This is a genomic window from Actinomadura rupiterrae, assembly GCF_024172125.1.
Taxonomy (GTDB): domain Bacteria; phylum Actinomycetota; class Actinomycetes; order Streptosporangiales; family Streptosporangiaceae; genus Spirillospora; species Spirillospora rupiterrae.
In genome coordinates this window covers 1-22,546 of the sequence record NZ_JAMZEA010000006.1, presented here as the reverse complement: position 1 = coordinate 22,546, position 22,546 = coordinate 1, and the positions used below count along the sequence as shown (strand labels likewise).

General features: G+C 66.5%; 16 protein-coding genes and 1 pseudogene. 7 read left to right on the top strand and 10 right to left on the bottom strand.

The annotated features are described in order from the left end of the window. Positions 1–216 precede the first annotated feature (216 nt). The 5 genes from FHU30_RS20845 (at position 217) to FHU30_RS20825 (ending at position 5,231) form a co-directional block, all read left to right on the top strand. Positions 217–726, top strand: a complete 510-nt coding sequence (locus FHU30_RS20845; protein WP_253878110.1) for an RICIN domain-containing protein — start codon at positions 217–219, stop codon at positions 724–726. Positions 727–861: 135 nt separating this feature from the next. Continuing rightward, positions 862–1,731 (top strand): hypothetical protein, encoded by an 870-nt coding sequence (locus FHU30_RS20840; protein ID WP_253878109.1) that lies wholly within the window; start codon positions 862–864, stop codon positions 1,729–1,731. A 120-nt stretch (positions 1,732–1,851) separates the two neighbouring features. Then, positions 1,852–3,075 carry an efflux RND transporter periplasmic adaptor subunit gene (locus FHU30_RS20835; protein WP_253878108.1) on the top strand — a complete coding sequence of 408 codons (1,224 nt, stop codon included), beginning with the start codon at positions 1,852–1,854 and terminating at the stop codon, positions 3,073–3,075. 102 nt (positions 3,076–3,177) lie between these two features. After that, a complete protein-coding gene (locus FHU30_RS20830; protein ID WP_308211390.1) occupies positions 3,178–3,933 on the top strand; it encodes an ABC transporter ATP-binding protein in 756 nt (251 codons plus the stop codon). Continuing rightward, entirely contained in the window at positions 3,930–5,231 is a 1,302-nt protein-coding gene (locus tag FHU30_RS20825) for an ABC transporter permease (RefSeq protein WP_253878106.1), read from the top strand. Before FHU30_RS20830 ends, FHU30_RS20825 begins: the two co-directional genes overlap by 4 nt. A 1,765-nt stretch (positions 5,232–6,996) precedes the next feature. On the opposite strand, the gene FHU30_RS20820 is transcribed toward FHU30_RS20825, so the two are convergent. Both FHU30_RS20820 and FHU30_RS20815 read right to left on the bottom strand, forming a co-directional pair. Continuing rightward, positions 6,997–7,566, bottom strand: a complete 570-nt coding sequence (locus FHU30_RS20820; RefSeq protein WP_253878105.1) for a hypothetical protein — start codon at positions 7,564–7,566, stop codon at positions 6,997–6,999. Positions 7,567–8,592: 1,026 nt separating this feature from the next. Then, on the bottom strand, positions 8,593–9,750 hold the full coding sequence (locus FHU30_RS20815) for an MFS transporter (RefSeq protein WP_253878104.1): 1,158 nt from the start codon (positions 9,748–9,750) through the stop codon (positions 8,593–8,595). Positions 9,751–10,047: 297 nt separating this feature from the next. On the opposite strand from FHU30_RS20815, the gene FHU30_RS20810 reads away from it, so the two are divergent. After that, a complete protein-coding gene (locus FHU30_RS20810) occupies positions 10,048–10,710 on the top strand; it encodes an HIT family protein (protein WP_253878095.1) in 663 nt (220 codons plus the stop codon). A gap of 1,164 nt (positions 10,711–11,874) precedes the next feature. Continuing rightward, positions 11,875–14,058, top strand: a complete 2,184-nt coding sequence (locus FHU30_RS20805; RefSeq protein ID WP_253878093.1) for a trypsin-like serine peptidase — start codon at positions 11,875–11,877, stop codon at positions 14,056–14,058. Between the two features lie 1,054 nt (positions 14,059–15,112). On the opposite strand, the pseudogene FHU30_RS20800 reads toward FHU30_RS20805, so the two are convergent. From FHU30_RS20800 to FHU30_RS20765, 8 genes and pseudogenes are all read right to left on the bottom strand, one after another. Then, positions 15,113–15,250: pseudogene (locus FHU30_RS20800) on the bottom strand (ATP-binding protein); the annotation flags it as partial. After that, a complete protein-coding gene (locus tag FHU30_RS20795) occupies positions 15,247–15,744 on the bottom strand; it encodes a GNAT family N-acetyltransferase (RefSeq protein WP_253878091.1) in 498 nt (165 codons plus the stop codon). The pseudogene FHU30_RS20800 and the gene FHU30_RS20795, both read right to left, overlap by 4 nt. Before the next feature lie 603 nt (positions 15,745–16,347). Then, positions 16,348–16,668, bottom strand: coding sequence for a DUF6247 family protein (locus FHU30_RS20790; RefSeq protein WP_253878089.1), 321 nt, complete (start codon positions 16,666–16,668; stop codon positions 16,348–16,350). Positions 16,669–16,844: 176 nt separating this feature from the next. Further along, positions 16,845–17,861: a M56 family metallopeptidase gene (locus FHU30_RS20785; protein WP_253878087.1), complete on the bottom strand. Its 1,017-nt coding sequence runs from the start codon at positions 17,859–17,861 to the stop codon at positions 16,845–16,847. An 11-nt stretch (positions 17,862–17,872) separates the two neighbouring features. Further along, positions 17,873–18,232: a BlaI/MecI/CopY family transcriptional regulator gene (locus FHU30_RS20780; protein WP_308211353.1), complete on the bottom strand. Its 360-nt coding sequence runs from the start codon at positions 18,230–18,232 to the stop codon at positions 17,873–17,875. 97 nt (positions 18,233–18,329) lie between these two features. Continuing rightward, positions 18,330–19,721, bottom strand: coding sequence for a glycerophosphodiester phosphodiesterase (locus FHU30_RS20775; protein WP_253878083.1), 1,392 nt, complete (start codon positions 19,719–19,721; stop codon positions 18,330–18,332). Positions 19,722–19,927: 206 nt separating this feature from the next. Then, positions 19,928–21,010, bottom strand: coding sequence for a hypothetical protein (locus FHU30_RS20770; RefSeq protein ID WP_253878081.1), 1,083 nt, complete (start codon positions 21,008–21,010; stop codon positions 19,928–19,930). A gap of 79 nt (positions 21,011–21,089) precedes the next feature. Continuing rightward, on the bottom strand, positions 21,090–22,546 hold a 1,457-nt coding region (locus FHU30_RS20765; protein ID WP_253878080.1), incomplete at its 5' end, for a ricin-type beta-trefoil lectin domain protein.

Below are 22,546 nucleotides of genomic sequence, written 5' to 3'. Positions count from 1 at the left end.
GTTCCCTCCTCCACCCCTTGACGTGAGCACAGTCGGCGACCGGGGGCCCCGTAATCGGCCGGATGTGGACACTGCACTTTATTGACCCAGCATCCTTACCGATGATCACCTAACGCTGATCTTCAGCTCCCTCCTCCGGTCGGCTTGTCTGCCCTCTCCCGCTGAAACAGACAGGCCACCGGCACGCCGCGAACGTCGCCAAACTTACGGAGTGTCATGCGCAGAACCGTCCTGAGGGCTGTAGTCGTCGCCTTCATCGGCACAGGAGTCGCAGCCACCGCTGCTACCGCCGCCTCGGCCGAGACCTACCTGAACAAGTCGAGCGATACCAACTCGCACTGGGGCTACATCGGCGTTTATGCCGACCCGGTCTACAATGGTGCCTCAGTGCAGACCGGTTTCGACCCTCAGGGGGGCTACAACACACACGCTAATTGGGGCAAGGCGCAAGGATCGTACGGCCTCTACATCTACCCGTGGTCCAACACCAATTATACGATGGAGGACCACGGCTGGGGCGGCTCGGGTGCCAAGGTCGACGCCTGGCAGAGAGTCGACCAGGCCAATGTGCAATGGCGGACCTACTCCCTTGGCGGCAGTTATTTCGCCTTCAAATCCGCCCGCACCGATGTAAGCTTGTGCATCGACAACCCCGGTCAAGCCGCCACGGATAAGCAGCAGCAGATGTATACCTGCAATGGTTCAGCCGCACAAGCCTTCTCGTGACCGTTCCGCAAAGTTGTGACCAGTGTGGCCCTTTTCGATCGCGATAAGGGCCGCACTGAGACTGTGGTAGTTGACAAGAAAGAACAAATGGTTAGCAAGCTTCGGACCGCTCCCGCTGCAGCGGTGATAGTCGCAGTGACCGTACTGGTGCCGTCGTGCAGCCTGCTGCCAGGCGCCAGCAAGGGCGATGATGCGCGGGAGCCCGACCTAGGTGCGGTACAAAAGCTCGACGGACGCCAAATCCACTTCCCACTCGACGCATACACCCTGTCGGATGACGACCTGATCACGGTACAGCGCGGCCGCCTTGCTGCCGCGCAGGCCTGCATCCGGAAGTTTCTAGGGAATGTGTACCTGTCGGATCTCGGACCGCAGGTGCCCGCGCGTACCAGCAATCGCTACATCAAATACCTGGACCCGGCGCTGGTGTCCACTCTTGGATACCACGATCTGATTGACGTGCAAGAGACGCGCAAAGGCAAATCCAGGCCAGTGCCTGAATCTTATCGGCAGAAGGCGATCGACGCCTTGTTCGGCAATGCCCGCAGCATAAACGGCATCCCGGTTCCCAAGGGCGGCTGCGATGCCGAGTCCGAACAGCAGATCACCAAGGGCGTCACAAAGAAATTGGACACCCGCCTTCTCGCGTTTCAGGCGACCCAACGGACCGAGACTGACTCCCGGTTCGTTGCAGTGCTCGGCAAATGGAGCAACTGCATGAAGAAGGAAGGGTTCAACTACAAGGGCCCCAGGGAAGCGATGGTCGACCCCCGCTGGGTACAGATCGGCGCCGACGGCATCAACCGCCGACCGGCCACGCGAGCGGAGATCGCCGTTGCGAAGGCCGACGCCGGATGCCGGGCGGAAGTCAACCTGTACGGGGTATGGGTAGCGGTGGAGTCGGCCTATCAGAAGCGGATAATTGCCAAGATGGAGCCGCAGCTGGTGGAGGCCAAAAAGAACGATCAGACATTGCTCAGCAACGCCCGCGCCGCTGGAGCGTGATCGTCCCCGCTCTTTTCTCGCAATCCTATGTTAGGCTGCACCCAACTTATGTCCCTTTCTGACACCGGTGAAACCGGTACCGGCAGTCCCACCTTCAGTCCAGATACTGCGCCCCCCTCTTTGGACATCGACCAAAGGCGGCAACCGCCAGCGAATGGCCTGTCGTCGGTATCACGCACCAGGCGGGTCCTGCTGGTCGGTGTCGGGGCTGCTATCGCTGTTTGTGTCGTCGGCATCGCCGCGTCATCGGTGATCAAGTCGCCGCAGCAGATCGCCGCCGACGCAGGCCCTCCGAAGGCTTCGGCGATCACGGCGGCAGTGGAGCGGCGGGTACTGACCGACACTGTGGTGTTGCGCGGCACCGTTTCGCCAGGAAAAACCATCGAGGTGACCCCAGCAGCAGGAGGGGAGGGCAAGGCGGTCATCACTCGGCGCACGGTGAAGTCCGGGCAGCGCATCAAAGCTGGGACCGTGGTGGCGGAGGTGTCAGGACGACCCGTCATCGCGTTGCATGGCGCGATCCCCGCTTATCGCGACATCCGTCCCGGCGCCAACGGACCAGACGTAAGGCAGATTCAAAAGGCACTGCGGGAGCTCGGCTATTCGGTTGACGAGGCCGAAGCGATATATGGTCCCTCCACTCAGGACGCGGTTCGCAGGCTGTTCGCCGACAGAGGCTATTCCCCGACTCTTACTCTTCCCGAGCCCGACCCTGCCGACCTTGCCGGCGGCAGAAAGGGGAAAACGCCGAAGCCATCGACGCCACGGAAGGCGCCGATGGTGAAAGCAGGGGAGGTAGTGTTTGTGCCGGAGTTTCCGGCTCGGGTGACCGAGGTGAAAGCTGGACTTGGCGACGAGGTGAAGGGCAGCGTGGTGACGCTGGCTGCTGGCAACCTGGCGGTGCGGGCCACCCTATCCGCAGCCGACCGCAAGCTGGTCTCAAGCGGCAAGCTGGTGAAGATCCTCTCGGAGGAGTCGGGGCTGACACTGCCTGGCCGGATCGCGTCCATCGGCGCCTTCCAAGACGGCGGTGCCGAGGGCCAGGGGGCCACCCTCCCGGGGTACCCGGTTGTTGTGGAGGGCGGACGGAACCTACCCGAAAGGCTCGCAGGGCAGGATGTGCGGCTCACTATCGAAACGGCGTCCACCAACGGAAAGGTCCTGGTGGTGCCGTCCTCGGCGGTGTACGCCACCGCTGACGGTTCCACGCAGGTGATGAAGATGGGGCCGGGGGACAGGCAGCAGCGCGTCGCTGTGACGACCGGAGCTACCGGCGGCGGGTTCGTCGAAGTAGAAGGTGACGGACTCAGCGAAGGTGACCGGGTCGTCGTTGGGGAAAAATGAATACCCTGGCTACTGAAGGGCCCGCTGTCCTGGCAGGAAGCCACACGTTGCTGCCTCTTCCCGCTGATTCTTGCAGAATCCTGTTTCTATTTGGACGCCTTCGTGCTACCTTCCCGCGCACTGCCCGCGAATGTCCCCCCGGTAATTGAGTTCGCTCAGGTCACCAAGACCTACCCAGGCCCCCCGCCAGTTACAGCGTTGCAGCCTGCGCAGCTTTCCATCATGCCCGGAGAGTACGTCACAGTCGTCGGCCCCTCCGGCTCGGGCAAGTCGACCTTCCTGAACGTGGCCGGACTACTGGACCGCCCCAGCGGCGGCACCTACTGGTTGGACGGCATCGACACGGGCGCGCTCTCCGAACGCGACCGCACTTCGCTCCGGGGGCGCCGCATCGGATTTGTGTTCCAGTCCTTCCATCTGCTGGCCCGCCGCACCGCAATCGAAAACGTGATGCTGGCGATGCTGTACACGGGGATTTCGCGTCGCCGCCGGGCCGAACTCGCCGCCCGAACTCTGAGCCTGGTCGGCCTGCAGCACCGTGTTCACGCCCAGGCCGGACAGCTGTCTGGGGGGGAGCGGCAGCGCGTCGCGATCGCGCGGGCTCTGGTGAACCGGCCCAGTCTCCTGCTATGCGACGAACCCACCGGGAACCTGGACACGACCACCGCAGCGCAAGTGCTCGAGCTGATCGACGAGCTTCACGCCGACGGGTTCACCATCCTGGTCGTCACCCATGACCCGAGCGTGGCCGCGCGCGGACAACGGTGCGTGGTCATTCGCGACGGCAACCTCACTGAGTCCGACCCGCTGTCGACGGCCGTCAGCGCCGTACAGACCATTACCGAGGCTGCGGAGTGATCGATCGAGCGAAAGGCGATAACGGCGCCAGGCAAAGAAGGCGTCGCCGCGCGCAGGCTAAGCGGGAATTCACCTCAACTCGCCTCACTCCGCGTGACCTGATCGACGAAGCCCTGGCTGGCATGCTGACCCGCCCTGGCCGCGCCGGCCTCACCATCCTCGGCACAGTGCTGGGCATCGCGGCGTTCGTCTCCGTTCTCGGCCTCACCGCTACCGCCTCGGGGCAGATCTCCAAACGCTTCACCGCCCTGGCGGCAACCGAAGTACTGGTAGAGGATGCCTCGCCGGACCCCGATATCGCCGGGCCGGGCTTCCCGCCCGACACCGAGAAGCGCCTCACCCGTCTCAACGGCGTTGTCAACGCAGGGCTCTACTGGAGAGCACCGGCCAAGAACGCCAATGGAGCAATGCTAGTCTCGGCAAGGCCGCCATCAATTACTCGGGGCACAGGAGAGGCCCTCGCGGTAATGGCCGCCTCACCCGGATATATGAGGGCCGTTCACGCTACCACCAGCGCCGGAAGACTATTCGATGACTTCCACCAACGCACTGGGCAGAAAGTCGCTGTCATCGGCAAAGCGGCCGCGCAGCGGCTCGGTATCACTCGGCTCGACGCTCAGCCGGCGATTTTCATCGGCGACCAGCCCGTCACCGTTATCGGTATCATCGATAACGTCGATCGGCAACCCGAAGTGCTGCTGTCGGTTCTGATCCCGTCCACGACTGCCACTAGCCTGTGGGGCACCCCCTCCGGCCGAGCCGACTCCCAACCCAAGGCCCTCATAGAGACGCGACTGGGATCCGCGCAGCTCATCGCCAAACAGGCGCCCCTCGCCATTCGCCCCGAACAGCCCGACCGATTCAAAGTGACCGCACCGCCCGATCCGCGGCAACTAAAGGATCAAGTGAACACTGACTTGTCCGCGCTGTTCCTGGCTTTGGCCGCAATATGCCTGCTTGCCGGGGCGGTCGGCATCGCCAACACGACCCTCGTCGCAGTGCTGGAACGTACGCCCGAGATCGGGCTACGCCGCGCCCTAGGAGCGCATCGCCGCCACATTGTGGCCCAGTTCCTGTCCGAATCGGCCGTCCTGGGCCTGCTCGGCGGCTTAGCAGGAACCGCCGCTGGAGTTGCCATCGTGGTGTTTGCAGCGGTTTTCAAGCAATGGACACCTGTGCTAGACCCATCGACGGTTTTCCCCGCGCCGCTGGTCGGCGCGGGGACCGGCCTGTTCGCTGGCCTCTATCCCGCGTGGCGTGCCAGCTGCGTGGAACCGATCGAGGCCCTGCGGCGGTGAACGGTGGTGACTCTGCTGCATCCCGCGGCTCAAGTCGCCTACCGGCCGCAGTTAAGAGCACTTTGCAGCAATTCCGCCCTGCAATGGGGCCCTTCCGCTCTGCTGATCCCGCCCCCCAGCGCCGCGGAACGGTGAGGCCCGGTCCTGGCTGCTGCGCTGGCTGGAGGGCACCACGGTGGGGACGCTCTGGAACCGGCACACCGGGGCGACGACAGCGCCGCCAGCCGCGACACCGCCTGCTCCCCACGTCCGCCGACGCCTCCGGGCTCGCCGAGCTGCGCACCGCAGGTTGCACGTACGGCGGTCTCCGGCCCGACCCCGTCCTGATCGAACCAGGCGTCACGCACCTGATCGACCTGGCTGCGCCCAAGCTCCCCGCCGCGGTCTCCGCAGGAGTTCCACTCCACTTCCGCTGCGGCGGCCGGGCCCAATCCATCGTTCCGGCATCACCGAGGCGATCCCGACCTTTGACGAGCATGTCGCGGTCACTACACGGGCGACGTGTGGTCGCCGGGGGCGTCCCTATGGTGGTCCTGGACCCGCAACCCCGCCGATCACCTATGCCGCCCCGGCCGCCACACGCCCTGGGCAGCTCCCCCGACACCACGCGCCTTCCACCGCGCACCAGCCACCGCTGGGCCCTGCGGTTCCCCGCCTTCGAGGACATCGGCTGGGCCTGCCGATCCTGTCGGCCGGCCCGCCGCTAAACAACTCACCGCCTACCTGCTCGGACAACTCAGCCCGAACCGGCCCGGACTCGCCAGGCCCTGACCTCATCTTCATCGTCGCCGCCGGCATCGGGGTCATTTAGCTCAGCCGAAAGGACCCTGACGCAGGGCCCAGGCGCACGGGACGCGCGGGTGCATCGGCTCGTAGTATGCCTGGAACTGCTGCGCGGCCTGGGAGTGGTCGGCGTGGACGTGTGTCGCCGGCACAAGCTGGCCGTCCCGGCGCCGCGGCGGGTCCGCTATCCGAGCAGCCGGGGTTCGGGCCGGGCAACCCGCAGACGGTGGTGCTGTTGTCAGGCGACAAGAGCACGCTGCGCACCTGGATCCAACCAGACGATCTGGTAGGTGCGACGCGGCGTACGGTGCCGACCCACCCCCGGCAAGACACGATCTGGCCTGAGCGAGAGGGCTGGCGCCAGACAGACGTCGTGCGGTGCTTGGCTCGAACTACCACCGCCTCATCACCGAAGGGAAGTCATACCCGAGGAGGTCATCAGGACAGGACGCTGGTCTACGTCGTGAATGACGCGGAGTTTCTGGTCTTCTGTCGGCGTTGGCTGCTCCTGTGAGGAGACCGGGGACCAGAAGCTGGCAGGCAGCATCCTGGGCCGGACGAGCCAGCCCAGGATGCTGCGCTGTGCGAGCCCTCGAGGAGACCGGGCGGACCTCAAGGGCGTGCTGGAAGGGCGTGACAATCCATGGCATCCACCCCCTTCCAGCAGGACCCCCAGACCCAGGACGTATTCCATTAGAACTGGCGAGGACCCCGGACTGGTAGACCACTCAAGAGTACGTTGGCGAGCAGGGGCCAACGTGTTTCTAACGCGTCTGGACCCCGGCGGAAGCGGCGCACGGCCTCCCGCCCGGCCAGGGCGCGCTTCCGGACCGTCCCATGGAGTAGCGGGCCGGGTAGTGGTCGATGAGCTGCTAGACCCTCATCGACCCCGCTGCCGTGCTTAGTGCTCCTCAAGCTCCGAAGCGCCGCAACGGATGGTTCTTCTCCTGGAGCGCGCAGAGATCAGCCGAACCAGCCGATTCTAATCGTAGATCAAGAAAGCGGCCGTCGCCTTGTTGTCGTTTGCTGCGCCTACGTAAGCGGAATTCGTCGGACCACTCGTGCTCCATAGGAAGTTACTTCCACCGTAGACGTTCGCCTGACCAGTATCATCAGTGAATTCCCACGAGGACGTCTTGTATGCAAACCCCCACTTGGAGAATTCAACGCGCCCTGCGTTAGCCCAGACGGCGAGATCCAATTTGAGGATGGTCCCTGAGAAGTTGCTTCCGTCGTAGAAGCATGCCCACCCCGCGTAGTGGGTGGCGGTGGGAAGGGGGCACCCGTGGCTTGTCGAGCCCGTGGCGAGAGACTTCTGGCCCGCTGCCGGGAATTCCAGCACCACAGACCCCCCATCGTAGGCAATCTGGTTCCCGCTCACCCGCGTGCCGCCGGGAAACGAGCGCAGCTGCCGCGCGATCTGGTGGTCGACAGCACTCGCGCCGCTGTGCGTCGCGGCCGAGGCGGATCCAGCCGAGCCAGCCACGGTTGCTGCGAGGATGGTGATCCCCGACGCCAGACTAAGAACCGACCGGGACTTGAAAGTGCGCATCTGTACTTTCCTTTCCACTAGCCACGCCGCATCAAGCAGAGTAGGCGTGAGCGATTCTTCTCGAATGGTATGGACCGATCCAGCGTAAAGAGGCTGCCTCGCTCTTAGTGGGAAATGGCTCCTTGTTCTCGCGGCCAGGGCATGGCGAGTCTTCCCCGCCCAGGGCATTCGAAAGGCAGGATCGGCTGTGGCATGCCAATGGCGGACCCGGAAAACTTGATCAGGATACGTCAGGGTGCCGGCCAGTCCGCGGTCTCACCAGAGGCATAAGATAATTCCCTGCGCGTTTGTCATTTTCTGAGTAGCCTGTCTGTGTCTCCGTCAGGCGCAGGGCTAACTACATCGTTTTCGTGATCACTTGACAAGTGTCAGCTCGCCTTGGGCGCTGGCCTGATGTGGCCAGCGGGCAGAGTGGCGGATCGCCGACTCAGGGCCAGGAAGTTATGCCTGGCCTGCAGATTCCTTGGTTCCACGAAATAGGTGCCCGTGGCGCTGGTTCCAACAACCCATCAGCCACGGTCCAAGCCGCATGTGTGGCAGGCCGGACGGAACCCAACATCAGGATGGTCTGAAACCCGGACCTCCTGGAGGCCCGCCTGGACCCCACAGCCAGCATTTGGCCCGAGACCCCCGCCGAGGCCGCCGGCCTCATCGACCTGGACACCGGCGCGAGAGCCGCCGTCACCGCATGGCGCGTCAACCAGGCCGCCGCGTCCGGGCCCGGCCGAACCACCGACCACCTTGACGCCACCCGTATCCGCGCCAACCTCACCGCCCGGTGGGGCCTGACCGGCGGTACCCCGGCGGAGAGTTGACCGCTGCGGCACGCGACCGCGGCATCCTCAGCGCCGAAGCGGCCGTCGCCCAGGCCCGGCCGTTCTACCTCGCCGCCCGCCACTGATCATCAGGTGACGGCGCCCGCACCGGCCGCAGCTCGCGCTGCGACCGGCGCGGCGCGCTCCGGCGCGGGCAGCCCCATCGCCCGAACCCCCCGGCTGAGCAGCGGCATCCACGCGACCGCCACGATCACGGTCGCGCACCCGACCAGCGACCCAACCAAGCCGAACGCGCGCTCCATCGGCCCGGCCAGCAGATTTCCCAGCGGAATCGGCAACTGCTGGGCCAGCAGCGAGTACGACGCCGTCCGCGCCTGGAGGCCGGTCGGCACCTGGCGCTGCTGGTAGGTCCCGAACCTGTTGATGCTGACATCCAGGCCGACACCGGTGACGAACGCCGCCACCAGGACCGGCAGCGGGGCCTGCAACGCCAAAGCGGCCAACGGCAGCGCGGTCGGCCCATCGCGGTGCACGCGACCAGCGCGACGTGCTGCGGCCGAAGCGCCAGCACGACGACCGACCCGGTGATCAACCCGGCGGCGAACCCGCCTGCGACCAGCCCGCAACTCGCCGCGCCGCCCAGGAAGTCCCGCGCGTACAGGGGCCCCAGCACCATGTAGCCGATCAACCAGGGCGTGCAGCACACCGCGGACTGCCCCACCATGATCCACAGCCAGCGGCGCGACCAGAAATCCGCCCACCCCTCCCTCAAGGAGCTGACCATGTTCTTGCTCTTGATCGGCGTCAACGGAACCCGCAAGCGGGACAGCATCACCGCCGCGACGAAGAACGTCGCGGCGTCATATCCCACCGCCGCCTGCGCCCCCGCCCACCCGATCAGCACCCCTGCCACCGCCGGCGACAAGACCTTCACGACATTCTGCGCCAGCCGCAGCAGCGCGTTGGCCTCCCGCAGCGCGTCCTTGCCAACGAGCTGCCTCACCATCCCCTGAGCCGCAGGGCCGAAGAACGCCCCGACCCCGCCAGACACCACCGCCGTAGCGACCAGATGCCACATCTGCGCACGCCCGGTCACCAGCAACACCACGACCACGACCTGGTTGACCCCGGAGATCACATGACTCGCAACCAGGATCCGGCCCTGCGGGTTCCGGTCAGCGACCGCACCACCGATCAACATCAACGCCATCTGCGGGACTATGCTCGCTGCCAGCACCACACCCAGCGCACCCGCACCGCCGTGGATCTGAAGGACCGCGAACGCCAACGCCACCGGAGCCATCGAGGTACCCGTCTGCGACACCAGCCGCGCCGCCAGATACCGCCGGAAGTCCCGTACCGGCTCCCACGCCCGCGCCAGCCGCCGCGCCAGTTCCCGCAGCCGCATGAAGCCCCCTCGATCACCTTGATCGCTTACCGACCAGGCATAGAAGGGTGCATCAAGATCCCCCGCCAGACTCGGCAACAACACCTGAACGGCATCGCCCGAACCCGGCCCGCCCCCACACGGCCCGCCCCCACACGGCCCGCCCCCACACGGCCTCGCGCGGACACCGCTCGGGGGCAAGCACACTTCTCGGCAACGGGCCATGGGGGGCCTTTGGTGCCGGGCCCTGCCGACGGGAGAGAGGCGAAGGCGGCCCGTGCTCGGCCATGCCCGGCGTGCCGGGAAGCCGATCCGACCGTGCTTGACTCCCCGGTGCAGCAGCTGCTCGGCGCCGAGCACAGCCGGATCATCGCCGCGTCGCGACGGTGCGTGGCCGTGCCCGCCTTCGACGGCCTGACTCCCGGGCACCTGGTGGTCCTGCCTCGCCGACACGTGCCGTCGCTGTGCCGGCTGTCGGCGGGGGAGCTGGCCGAGCTGCAGGACCTGGCCGAACGTGTCCGGGGCCGGCTGCGACGGACCTATGAGATGCCGATTCTCGCCCTGGCCAAGGCCGACCCCGGCGTCACCCACGCCCGGCTCCACCTGGTCCCCACCCTGGCCGACTTCGACGACTGGCTGGCGTCGCGGCAGGCCCGGTGCTGGCGGATCACCTCACTGACCGGGCTGCCCTACCGGCTGCCCGCTTTCCTGCTGGTCGGCACCGACGCCGGGACATGGTGGCTGCATCACGGCGGCACCGATCACCAGGCCGGTCAGACGCTGCAGATCCGGCGACTACTCACCGACCTGGACAACTGCCTCACCCAACCTGCCCCCGACGCCGACCCCCAGACCTGGCAGCACCACCGCCAACGCACCGCTCAGGAAACCGTCGCCGACCTCGACCGCGACGCCCGCTACACCGCCGGGCACGAGCGCCCTCTCGCCACCAGGCTCGTGGGCGGCGCGGGCCACCAGTGATCGACGCTTGGCGCTGAGTTGGATCGGCACGACCCCGACCGGCTCGTTGCCGACATGACAGAGGGTCGCCCTCCCTAGGGTCACGCGTCGCGGACGGGGGAAGTCCAGCGTGCGGCGAAGCGGCCACATGTGAGGAAGATCGGCGGTGGAGATGCGGAGGGCAGTCCGGTCGAGGTGGCGGCGATGGCCGATGACGCTCCTCGTGCGCGAGCATAGCCTTCGCATGCGCGTTCCCAAGGACGGCCAGGAGCCCAGTACAGATGATCACTCGGGCGGGTTGCCGTGGACCGCGAACGCCTCGGTGCTGGAAGCAGTCCACGACGACATACCGCTGGCGGCCACCCAGCTGCCGGATCATTCGGGATGCCTCCCGAAGCTTTCGTGCTTCCTGCCCGGAGGTCGTCGCGGTCGTGGTCAGTTGCGCAGTAAGCAGCAGGAGGGCCGGCGAGGACATCAGCGGGCCCAGTGTTTGAGCGTGGCGGGCGCCTGCCGACTCCGACCACCGAAGGTGTCCGTGCGACCTGATGAGGCCCGTCTGTACGGCTACTCCCGCGACATACGTGAAGATTATGTGCATCTGGGTCTTTCCTAACGCTTACCTTTGCCTTATAACTGTTCCTGCGCTTGACGGGGATCATGCGCAGTGACGTCCGCGAGCACTGTGGCGCGGCTGAAGTAGAGGTTCACCTAGTGGCGGAGCGTGCTATCTCGCAGCTGATTGCTGCACGTACGGGCGGGTCTTGCGTGACGCCGACCCGTTGGTCGAGCGGTCGGGATGTTCTCCTCGTCCGGCGGGGCGCCGGGTACCCGTCTCCCTGACCTCGATGGCCGGCGCGAGGCCGCACGCCGGGCGGAGCGATCTGAAATGGACAGCGCTCCACGGCCACACATCATCACCCTCGGGATAGGCGCGCACAGGTAAACGCACGCGTGATCGTGCCCCCAGGTGGTCCGGCGGGCCACGTCCGTAGCCCAGCGCTCCGCTCAGGCGGCGCCATCGTGGTGCGCCAAAGCAGCCAACAACACCGAGATCGCAGCGGTCCCCTCTCAAGCCTGGCGTCTGTCATTCGACAAACAGCCAGTCGATGCATTGCTCCATGCGGCCCGACCTGACACCCAGTGTCACTAGCGACACTTCATGTCGGGCCGCGGGGCTTCCGAAGATTGGACAGTAAAGAATTGCGGGTACTTTTTCGATCGAGGTTCCGGCGCGCGGTCGCGATGGCCGTTGCGCTCACCTCGCTGATCGGCCTTGTCACGGGCTTGCTGGCCACGCCGGCCCCTGCCCGGGCTGAGACCGGCCCGGCCAGCCAGTACGTTCCACTCGACCATCTGTCGGTGTTGAACACTCGAACCTCGACTGGGCCGACACAAGGGGCCAAGCTGGCTCCACACGCCTCGCTGACGTTCGACGTCGCCGGGGTCGGGTCCATCCCGGCTAAAGGCATCACAGCGGTCGCGCTGAATATCAACGTTCACGAGGCCGACCAGTCCGGATGGGTGACCATCTATCCGTCGGACGCGCCCACCAAGATTTCGACGTTGACGTTCGCGGCCAGTCAATCCACCACCGGCTTCGATCTCACCCGGATGTCCGGCACTGGGAAGATCAGTATCGTCAACAACTCGGACGGCGCCGCTCATTTCACAGTAAGCGCGCGCGGATACTATCTGGACGCGGGGGCGAATACCGGGCAGGAGTATCACGCCGTGAACCCCGCCTACCTGGTCGACACCCGCTTCGGGATCGGCTCCGCCGTGGCCCCGCTCCAGCCAGGAGCCACCGTGACCGTCCCGATCACCGGCCAGAACGACGTCCCCTCCAACGCTGTCGGGGCGGTGGCGCTCAACATCCTGGCCGGCGGCAAAGCCGCAGGCGGATACCTGAGCGTCTACCCGTCCGACACGGCCGACCCGTCGATCTCGTCACTGAACTATGAGCCAGACGAACTGAACACCAACTTCGCCATCCCCAAGCTCTCCGCTTCCGGAACGCTGAAGATCACCAACCACGGAACCTTCTCAGTCGATGTGTCGGTGACCCTTCGCGGATATTTCTCCACGGCAGATGGATCCGGCAGCACCTTGACCCCCACCGATCCAGTGGTCGCTCTCTCCACGCTCAATGGCACCGGGACTCCCGGCAACAGCACCGCCGCCGTCAAGCCCAACCAATCGATCACCTTCAAAGCGGTCCAGGGCGCACCAGCCGGACTCGAAGTGAACGCCGTCGCCGTGAACATCAACGCCAGGCGGCCCACCAGCAGCGGCTACCTCTCGGTCTACCCCAAGGGGCTCCCCGACCCGAACCTTCCCAGCGTGAGCTATGCATTGGCACAGACCACCAACGGGTTCGACACTCCTGACGTCGGGCAGGACAGCGAAGTCATGGTGACCAATCACAGCGACGGCGAAGTTCACATTGACGTGACCATCCGCGGGTACCTGGCCACTGCGGCAGCGAAAGATGTCACCCAGGTCTACGACGCGGGCACCGACGATGATTCCGAGGAAGTGAACTACTGGACCCCGGAGCGGATGCAGGAGGCCGACGACCAGATGGACGCCGATGTGGCGGCCAGCGGTCTCGTACCCGGGGGGATGGAGAGCGAGGCGGTCACTGAGGACACCATCCATGACGAGCCGACCGACGGCCCTCCGGACATAACCGCCCAGAGCACCTTCTCGTTCACAGCACACCACAAGCAGATCGGGAAATTCTACTTCCCCTATGGAAGTGGCACCAAACTCGGCTGCTCGGGAATAGTGGTGGGCTGGAACCTCGTGCTTTCCGCAGCGCACTGCTTCGACACGCACGGCTACTTCGGGTCTAAGTTCGTATTCGCCCCTATGTGGGACAACAAGAAATCACCTTACGGTGTCTGGGGGATCAAGAAAGTCTATCTGGACAACTGTCGAAAAGGTGGAAACCCTCAATGTGACTGGGCGATCGTCGTCCTGAAGCGCAAAAACGGAAGTACTCTCTACAGCAAGTACGGGATCAACGGATACAATATCTCCGGGAACCCGATCCCCCGGGACCAGTGGGTGAGCATCGTCGGCTATCCTGGCGGCGACAGGCATCCGCGACGCTGCAATGGCAGGTCGAACCCGGCCCTGCTCGGCGACGGACATTACTACTGGGACGTCAATTGTGGCGACAGCGGCATGAAGGCCGGAGTCAGCGGTTCGCCCTGGGTCTACTATGATAAATACAATTTCCATTCCTGGGTAGTAGCAGCGACTTTCGGCGGCTACCATGAAGGCGGCTACGGTCAATGGTCCTTCGCGGCCATCTGGGGTAACCATATCTACGCACTCTGGAGCATCGCCAACAGTCACATGTAATCTAAGACCCGTCAAGCGAGAGCAGACTAGCGTGAATTCTAGAGGCGTGCGCGCCTGGGCCCCCTGGCTACTCCTACAGATATGCATACTTCCTCTACTGGGATTGGAGTACCGCATCTGTGGGACACTGACTAACCGCTCCAGAGCCGGGATCGGCGCCGAACTCTGGGTCATCCTGGGGTATGTCACGGGGTCGGTCTTCTGGATCCTGGCCGCCGCCGCCCCATACTCCCGAAACTGGATGCGGTGGCGCACCATTAATCTGGTACTGGCGCTCGCATGCCCGCTGCTCTTTGCCAGTGCGGTGCATTTCTCCATACTCCGTTGACCTAGTAGCCTGCATCTTGTGGTCCGGCTGCACTTAGCAGCCGGACCACAAGCTCAGTCGGCAGAAGTCTTCGTCGAACTCGATCAACCGCTCTCGACTCGGCCCCGACCAGATCCGCACCATCCTGTTCGCCGCCGAAACCGGCGTCGACCAGTCCAAAGCCGCCAGCCGCCAGCCGCCAGCCTCCACCTGCCAGCCTGCTCTACCTGCCCACCGCCTGCCGCGTGGTCGAGCTCAAACAGGCCAGCTACTCGGCCACCGCGGCCCGGCGGGCGTCGAAGGCGGCTCCGAGCGCGTCGGCGAATCTGGCGATCAGGTAGTCATCGGGGGTGATGCCGTGAAGCTTCAGGGGGCGGCGGGGACGGCCCGGCCTGTCCGTCCGGTCATGTCGGCGAGCTGTTCCAGCGGCCGGCCGGTGACGTCCTCGAAGACCTCGGCGTAGATCTCTGCGCTCAAGCTTCCGATGCTGAGTAGCCTGTGGTCGATGTCCCAGAGCGCCAGGGTTCGCACTCCCGCGATCCTGCGTGAGCGGAGTAGCCTCGGGAGGCGCGTGCCTAGCCTCGGGAGGTGCGTGCCCCACACGCTGACACCCCGCCGGCTGGCCCTGCGGGGTGTTTCCCATCTACCGGGTGAACGCCTTCCGCGTGCGCTGAGGAGAACGCCGTGCTGTACGAAGTTGTGTGCACCAGTTCAGGCCACGTCGGTGTCTCGTTCGATGTTCATGAGGCGGTTCTTCAGTCGGTAGCTTGGGCCGTTGATCGAAATCACGTCGCAGTGATGGAGAAGACGGTCGAGGATGGCGGTGGCCAGGACCTCGTCGGCGAAGACCTGGCCCCATTCGCTGAAGCTCTTGTTCGAGGTCAGGTGTGCCGGGGCAAGGCGAGCCAGTCCTGCCAGGAGATGTCACGGCCCAGGTAGCGAGGCCGCTGGAACGGCCAGTCGGCGGCGATCCACTGTGGCACTAGCGCGTCCAACGCGTGCTCCACCTCGCTGCCGACCAGTTCGTCCACCACCCACCAGGAGATCTCGGCGTCGGCGCCGACCCGCTCGGGCGGGTCGATGTAGACGCAGCCGACGAGGGCGGTCTCCATCGCGTCGAACAGCGCATAGTTGAAAGACTGGTGCGCAGCGATCTCTTTCTCGTGCCGGAGGAGGTCCACGCGGTCCTCCTCGTAGGTCATCGTCTCCTTGGGCCAGCCCCAGGCCGGACCGAAGATGTCCCACAGCCGCTCGCGGGAGCCCATCACGGCCGGGTAGTCGAGCTCGGTATCGGCCTCCCTGATCGGCCGCAGGTGATGTGCGCCGCCGGGCAGCGGGACGTGGACGGGGTGGACGAAATCGTCGGGCAGCCAGCTCATGGCACCGAGGCTACCGATAAGGCACTTCTCGCGCGGATGTGGTGGAGCTCTCAGGTCACTAGGCCGTTGCGGTAGGCGTAGACCACCGCCTGCACGCGGTCACGCAGGTCACCTCGGCGCCCGCGAATACGACCCCACCCTCGGTCGCTTCATCAGCGTCGACCCCGTCTTCATCAGCGTCGACCCCGTCTTCGACAACTAAGCATGAAGGGTCCCAAGCGAGAACGTCACGGTCGCCGAACGGCCCGCAGCCCTGCCGGCTCTCTGGCGCCTGCGCGTCCCAGCGCAGCGCAAGGCCAACTGGTGCACGAAACCGTATCGACATGCCGGTGCCTCGCGCTGATCGTTCAGGTCGGCCCGAGCCACACGATGTTGTAGGTCCAGATCGTTCCGCGGGCTCGTCGAGACGGAAGGAGGCCAGCCCATTTCCGGTACCGAAGGTGGTCTCGCGATCGAGCGGATCGTCGCCGGGCGCGGTCAGAGTGGCATCCCAGGGCGCGTCGACCGGTCACAGGACGCGTTCGAGGAACGGGTCCCAGCCGGGGCTGGCGGTGAAGCCATGCAGCTGGCGCAGGGCACTGCCTTCGAACTTGACCTGGAAGCTCACTGGCGGCGATCACGCAGCCGGTCGTCCCAGTCGGTGACCAGGTCGTCCAGGGAGATCGCGGTTTCGGACCCGCCGTCGCGGGCCGCGCGGGCGGCGGCGTCTCGTCCAGACTGATAGCCGGGATCGGAGTAGGCCAGTGCACGCAGGCGCCATAGCCGCAACAGGGTGTGGAGTTTGCGGTACCCCTCGACCTGCCGGGCACCCTGGGCAGCGGCTTCGTACTCGGCCCGGAACTGCGCGTGGTGCTCTCGCGGCAGGATCCGCAGGATCTCCACTGGATCATCCGGGTCGTAGTCGTCCACTGGCTGCGCCGTCACACCTCCAAACTACCGAGCGGATGCGAGGTGGAGGCGCGGTGCGCCACACCCCATAGAGTTTTGTAGGCCACGTTCGGCAGTTCTTCATCGTTGGCTGCCCGGCCCGCACTGCCGCCCCTGGTCTCCGCGTCAGCACCCATCAGTACCTGTGCGGGCTGGCCGATTGCCGCTGAGCATTAAGGGGTGCCCCGGGGCGGGAAGGCGGCTCGCGAACTCCAGGTTGGCAGTTCTTCGTCGACATTCGGGACCAGCATTCGCCCTTGGTCGGCGGGGGTGGTGGCGGTGGTGGTCTCAATCAGGTGGTCCACCGAATGTGCGGTGAGCGCATCGGCCAGGAAGGCGCCGGCAATCAGGGTGAGGGGCAGCGCTATATGGAACGGACGCCGCGCGGGGGAGGGGGCCAGCAGAGCTCGGACGCGCCGAGGGACGACACCCTCGCGCTCTGCGCCCTTCAACGCCAAGCCCAATCCGGGCGGGTTGAGGCTGGGTTCGCTCGGCGCGGCCAGCGCGGAGGTGGCGATGGCGCGGGCCATGATGCGCCGCGAACCGACCGCTTGTGCGGCGTCCTCGTCGGCCCAGCGTTCGAGCAGGAAGTCCAGTGTGCGGCGAAGTGGCCACAGCAGGGGGAGGGCGGCGGTGGAGACCCGGAGGGTGGCGCGGTAGCGATGGTGGCGGTGGGTCAGGTGACTCTCCTCGTGGGCGAGCATGGCCTGGCATTCGCGTTCACCCAGGACAGTCAGGAGCCCGGTCGAGATGATCACTCGGGCGGGTCTGCCGGGGATCGCGAACGCCTCGGCGCTGGGGGAGTCCACGACGACATAGCGCTGACGGGTGCCCAGGTGTCGGATCATTCGGGACGCCTCCCGGAGTTTCCGTGCTTCCTGCCAGGCGGCCGTGGTGGTCATGGCGAGTTGCGCGGAGAGCAGCAGCAGCGCCAATGAGGTCATTAGCGGGCCCGCCGTCTGAGCGTGGCGAGCGCTGGCGGGCAGCAGATGCGTCAGGTTGTCGAAGTGCTGGGTGCCGAGCAGGCCGTCCAAGGCCAGCAGGGACAGCCCGACCGCACCTGCGACGGCCAGCGTCATGCTGAGCGCGACCACCAGCCTGCTGGCGGCTGCGGGTGGTAGCCGGAGCGCCAGTCGCCCATGGGTGAGGCAGGCGACGATCGCCAGCGCCCAGGGGAGTACGGAGATCAACTCAAATTTGATCACTGCGGTTCGAGGAGGTCACGCAGGATATCCCCGTCCTTGTCCGAGAGCGCTCCGATGAACCGTGACAGCACCTCACGCCGGTCCGGTTCCTGGTCCAGGACCTCTCGCATCCGCAGGGCCGCCAGCCCCGACGGGTCGGCGACCGGGGCGTAGACGTGGCCGCGGCCGCTCGGCAGCCGGATCAGGACACCCTTGGTCAGCATCCGGGCCAGGATCGTCTGGACCGTGGTGTAGGCCAGGTCGCCACCGAGCTTGGCTTGGACCTCGCTCACCCCCAGGGCGTCCTCGGCCTCCTGGAGTATGGTCATGATCTGGGCTTCCAGTTCGCCGGGAGCTCGACGCTGCTGGCGCGACACGGGGATGCCTCCGGGTGCTCGGCTGCTGCTGAGTGCGCAGCATACTCGGCACCCTCGCTACCCAGCGCGAAGAGCGCTGGGCGGCGCGAGGTTGCCGTCACGAGATGCTCACATCCCGGTAGGAGACCTCGGGCCCTCCGTCGCGGCCGAGATACAGGTTCGGGCCGCGGTAGGTGCTGTCGGCGACCAGCAGTTTGGCGGTGCCGCGCTGGACGGCGATGGCCTTGGGCGTGACATGGATCGTCAGGTCCGCGGGATGTCCGGCCTGCACGGGGGCGGTGCGGGTCGACTTCAGCAGGGTCCGCTTGCCCGAAGCATCCACCCGATACAGATCCAGACGCCCGTTCTCGTGCAGCAGGGCGTCATAGCCGGGAACCGAGGCGGTGTAGGCGCCGTCGACCGGCGCGGCGAAGTCGATGCCGGCGTCGTCGGCGTGGTCGGGACTGAGGGTGTCGAAGCGCACCTGGGCGTGCAGGGTGTAGCTCTTGCCGAGCGGGACGTTCCAGCCTTGGCGGGCATAGAAGGTGCGATTGCCTGGGATCGTCCACCAGTCGGGCCCGCTCAGGCGGCCGCGCTGCCACTGCGTCATGGCGGCCGAGGTCTGGGTCTGGCCGAGCAATCCGGGCCAGTAGGTGCCGCGGGCGAACGGGTCGCGGCGGCTTTGGAAGCGGGCATCGCCCGACATGTAGGCCGGATCGTCGGAGTCGATGCCGCGCACGCCGATCCGGTACAGCTGGTCGCGGCGGGTGTGGGAGGCGACGTCGAAGCAGGCCACTATCAGGCCGGCCTTGGCATAGGAGGCGATGAGGCTGTCGGGCAGGGACGATTCGAGCGAGACACGGGAGACACCAGCGGCCTTGACCGCGGCAGGCGAGGCGGCGGCCGCCTCCTCGGGGGTACCGATCACCATCTGGGTGGTGACGCCGGCCTTCTTGGCCTTCTCGGCGATCGACAGCTTGTTGGTCTGCATCTGCACGGTCCGGGTGAGACCGCGCTTGATCAGCGCCTTGACCACCGCGTCGGCGGCGGCGGCGTCCTTGGGGTGGGCCAGCAGCGTCTTGCGGCGGGCGTAGCGGTCCAGCACCTGGTCCAGCATGAGCGGGTGCATGTCGGGGACGCCGCCGCCGAACCAGGTGTGGGAGTCGATCCGCAGCTTCTTGAACTGCTTGGTGGTGCGGTCGGCGACCGGCCCGGTCTCGGGGGTGATCCGGTTGACGGCCAGGTCGTGCCAGATCCCGGCGCCGCCGTCCTTGAGGATCTGGATGTCGAATTCCAGCAGGTTGGCGTCAGGGTCGGCGATGCCCGCCTCGAACGCGGCGGCGGTGTTCTCCGGCGCCAGGTAGGACCCGGCCGCGCGGTGCGCGATGAAGAAGTGGTACGGCAGCGGCGGGGCCGGCTCGGCGGCATGCGCGTGGGAGCCGCCGGTCAGGACCTGCTCGGCGCCGACGGCCAGCGCGGCCACCACCCCGACGACACCGACAGCGATCAATGGTTTGCGCATAGGAACCTCAAATAGCTAACAGGTGCACACAAACCCAGGGGGCGGGGGCCCGGGGTGACAGCCGGTCAGAGCGTACCGGCAAAAGGAGCGTGCTTGAACAGGGGCATTTAGGTGCTCAAAGTAACCGCATGTTGACACGTCGTGCACACGCCGTTGCGCACGCCTGTCTGAATGGCTCCTGCGAGGCGGAAAGGTTAAGGACGGTTTACCTTGACGAACTTCCAGCTGCGCGTGCGGTGCTGTTCCTCGCCGCCGTGCCGGGACCCGGTGAACCGCAGGAAGATCGCCAGATCGATCTGTCGGCCGGGCGCCGACTCGTCGCCGGGGGAGGCCGAGCCGACGGCGGTATCCCCCGCAGGGCGCACCGCGCCGGCTGCCGGTAGCAGCGCGGCACCGCTGCCTCGACGCCGTCGCCGCGGCCAGGCGGCAAGCGCCACCACCCCCGCCAACAGCACCGCCATCCACACGCTCGCACCGCCCACCAGGCCCGCCGACGCCACCGGACGCCGACCCCGCAGCCGGGACTTGGCAAGAACCGGCGGTGTGGCGGCGTTCGCCGAAGGGGAGGGAGCAGGCGCGATGGTCGGCAGCGCAACGCCGGGCGTACTTGACGGGGAAGGCGCCTCGGGCACAGGTGATGCGGAAGAGCTCGGCACACCCGCGCCCGACGGCGGCGTGGTACCGGAGGACGACGCAGAAGGCGACGAGGGCGCCGGGGGTGGGGAGGCCGGAGGGTGCGAGGACGTGCCGCGCGGCGTGCTGGGGGTCGGCCGCGGCGCGGGCGCCAGGACCAGCAGTCCGCTCGTTTGGACGGGGGCGACCCCGTCGGCGGTGGCGCGGGCCGACAGCCGCAGGCGCGTGATCGCGGTGCGCGCAGGCACCGTGACCGACAGAGGGATGGAGACCCCGCGGGAGTCCAGGTCGCCCAGCGCGCACCGGCCGGCGCTGCGGGTGCAGGTGGCGGCGAGGGAGGCGCCGGGCACGGCCGAGAGGGCGACCTTGGCATTGTGCGCGATCGCGCCCGTGGCGGCGACCCAGACCGTCACCGGAACCGTCGTCCCGCTGCGGGTCCCGGAGGGAAAGGCGTCAAAATGCACCACGAGGGTCGCTGCGGCCGCTGGCGCGGCGGGCAAGCCGGCCGGAATGCTGTGCACGACCGCCGCCGACACGGGCTGGGCGGAGGCGACCGGCGCCAGAACAAGCCCAGCGGCCAGAGGACCGGCCACGATTCCGCTCCAGCCGAGCAGCGCCCGTCCAGCACGCTTGGCAACAGCCACAACGCTCCTTTCTCAGCAGGGCCGGGATAAAGGCCCGGGCGGACGGCGCGGCGCCCGCCCGGGCCATTGGGGGCACCGGTTACGGGATGATCCAGTACTGGGCCTTGGACTCATTGCAGGTGTAGATCTGCAATTGCGTTCCGCTGGTCGTGCTCTGACCCGGGTCATCCAGGCACATCTGGGCCTGCGGGTTCCAGATCTGACCGCTGGAGTCCAGGTGCCACAGCTGGGCCCCGGTGGGCAGCGGGGTACCGCATTCCCACAAGATGGCCTTGGCGCCGCTGGTGGTCGCGCCCCCGGCCACGGCCAGGCACTTGGTGGTGCCGTTGATGCGGACCGAGCCGTCGGGGTTGATCGACCAGTTCTGCGCTGCGGAGTTGTTGCAGGTGTAGATCTGCACGGCGTCGCCGTCGGCCTTCTTCCCGCCCGCATCATCCAGGCACAGGCCCGCGTTGACCGCCGAGGTGATCGGACCGACCATGGGGCTCGGCTGCCAGTACGGAGTGAGCTGGTCGTTGCTCAGGTACTTGTTGTAGTAGACGACATTGGCGATGTCCCCGCTGAAGTAACTGGGCTGGCTCGCGGTGACCCCATCGGTCTTGACCGGCGGATTGATCCACACCTTGGTGCTGGTGTTGGGCGGGAACACGCCGCCGCCGACGAAGTTGAGCGCGTCGCCGTTGCTGATCTGGTCGCTTCCCGCCATCCCGATCCGGATGTCGTTGTCCAGATAGAAGCTCTGGATGCTCCCCTGGCCGCTGAGGGTGATGGTGTGCCATTCGCCGTCGTCCACCCGCTGCGGCGAGATCATCGGACGGACGTAGCCGTTCCAGAACTGGCCGTACAGCCGCCCGTCGCTGCCGATGTACAGCACCGGCATCGAACCGGCCGGCAGCTTGTCCGGCGTGGCGGTGGCGGTGGAGAACAAGATGCCGTGCTTGCCCGGGTCGGCGCGAAAAGCCATGCTCAGGGTGAGCGTGGTCGAGCTGTGCAGCAGGTTCTGCGGCAGCGTCAGGTAGCCGTTGCCGCCGAAGTCGGCCACCTTCCCCAGCACTTCGTCATCGTCCACGGTCACCCCGCCGGTGACCGGGGCATCGGTGCCTCCCCGGGTGTCGGGGGTGCAGACGGTGGCGGTGCAGCTGGCGCTCGGTCCGGTGAGCGACGACAGCGGCCACTCGTGCCCCGGCGTCAACAGGTTGACCGCTGCGCCCGCCTTCAGGGTGGTCCCCGACAGCAGGTAGGGCGTGACGGTCGTGCCGTTTTGGGCCCACAGCTCCACCTGGCCTGCGGCGTTGACGTCACCGTAGATCAGTTTGGGCGGGGTGGATCCCCACGGCGCGCTCAGCGGGCTCGTCGACCAGGTGCCCGGCATGCCGATGGTCTTGGAGCCGTCGGAAGGGCGTTGGGACTCCCAGATCTGGCCGGTGGACTTCTTCACCGCAAACAGCACGGTCTCGCCGGCCGGTTGGGCGGCGACCAGGGTGAAGTCGTTCCAGCTGCTGCCCTGAACCTGGTCGGGGGTGTCGGCCACTCCCG

Coding starts and splice junctions, on each gene's coding strand:
- FHU30_RS20845 (WP_253878110.1), top strand. CDS start 217: ATGCGCAGAACCGTCCTGAGGGCTGTAGTCGTCGCCTTCATCGGCACA.
- FHU30_RS20820 (WP_253878105.1), bottom strand. CDS start 7,566: ATGCGCACTTTCAAGTCCCGGTCGGTTCTTAGTCTGGCGTCGGGGATC.
- FHU30_RS20815 (WP_253878104.1), bottom strand. CDS start 9,750: ATGCGGCTGCGGGAACTGGCGCGGCGGCTGGCGCGGGCGTGGGAGCCG.
- FHU30_RS20795 (WP_253878091.1), bottom strand. CDS start 15,744: ATGAGCTGGCTGCCCGACGATTTCGTCCACCCCGTCCACGTCCCGCTG.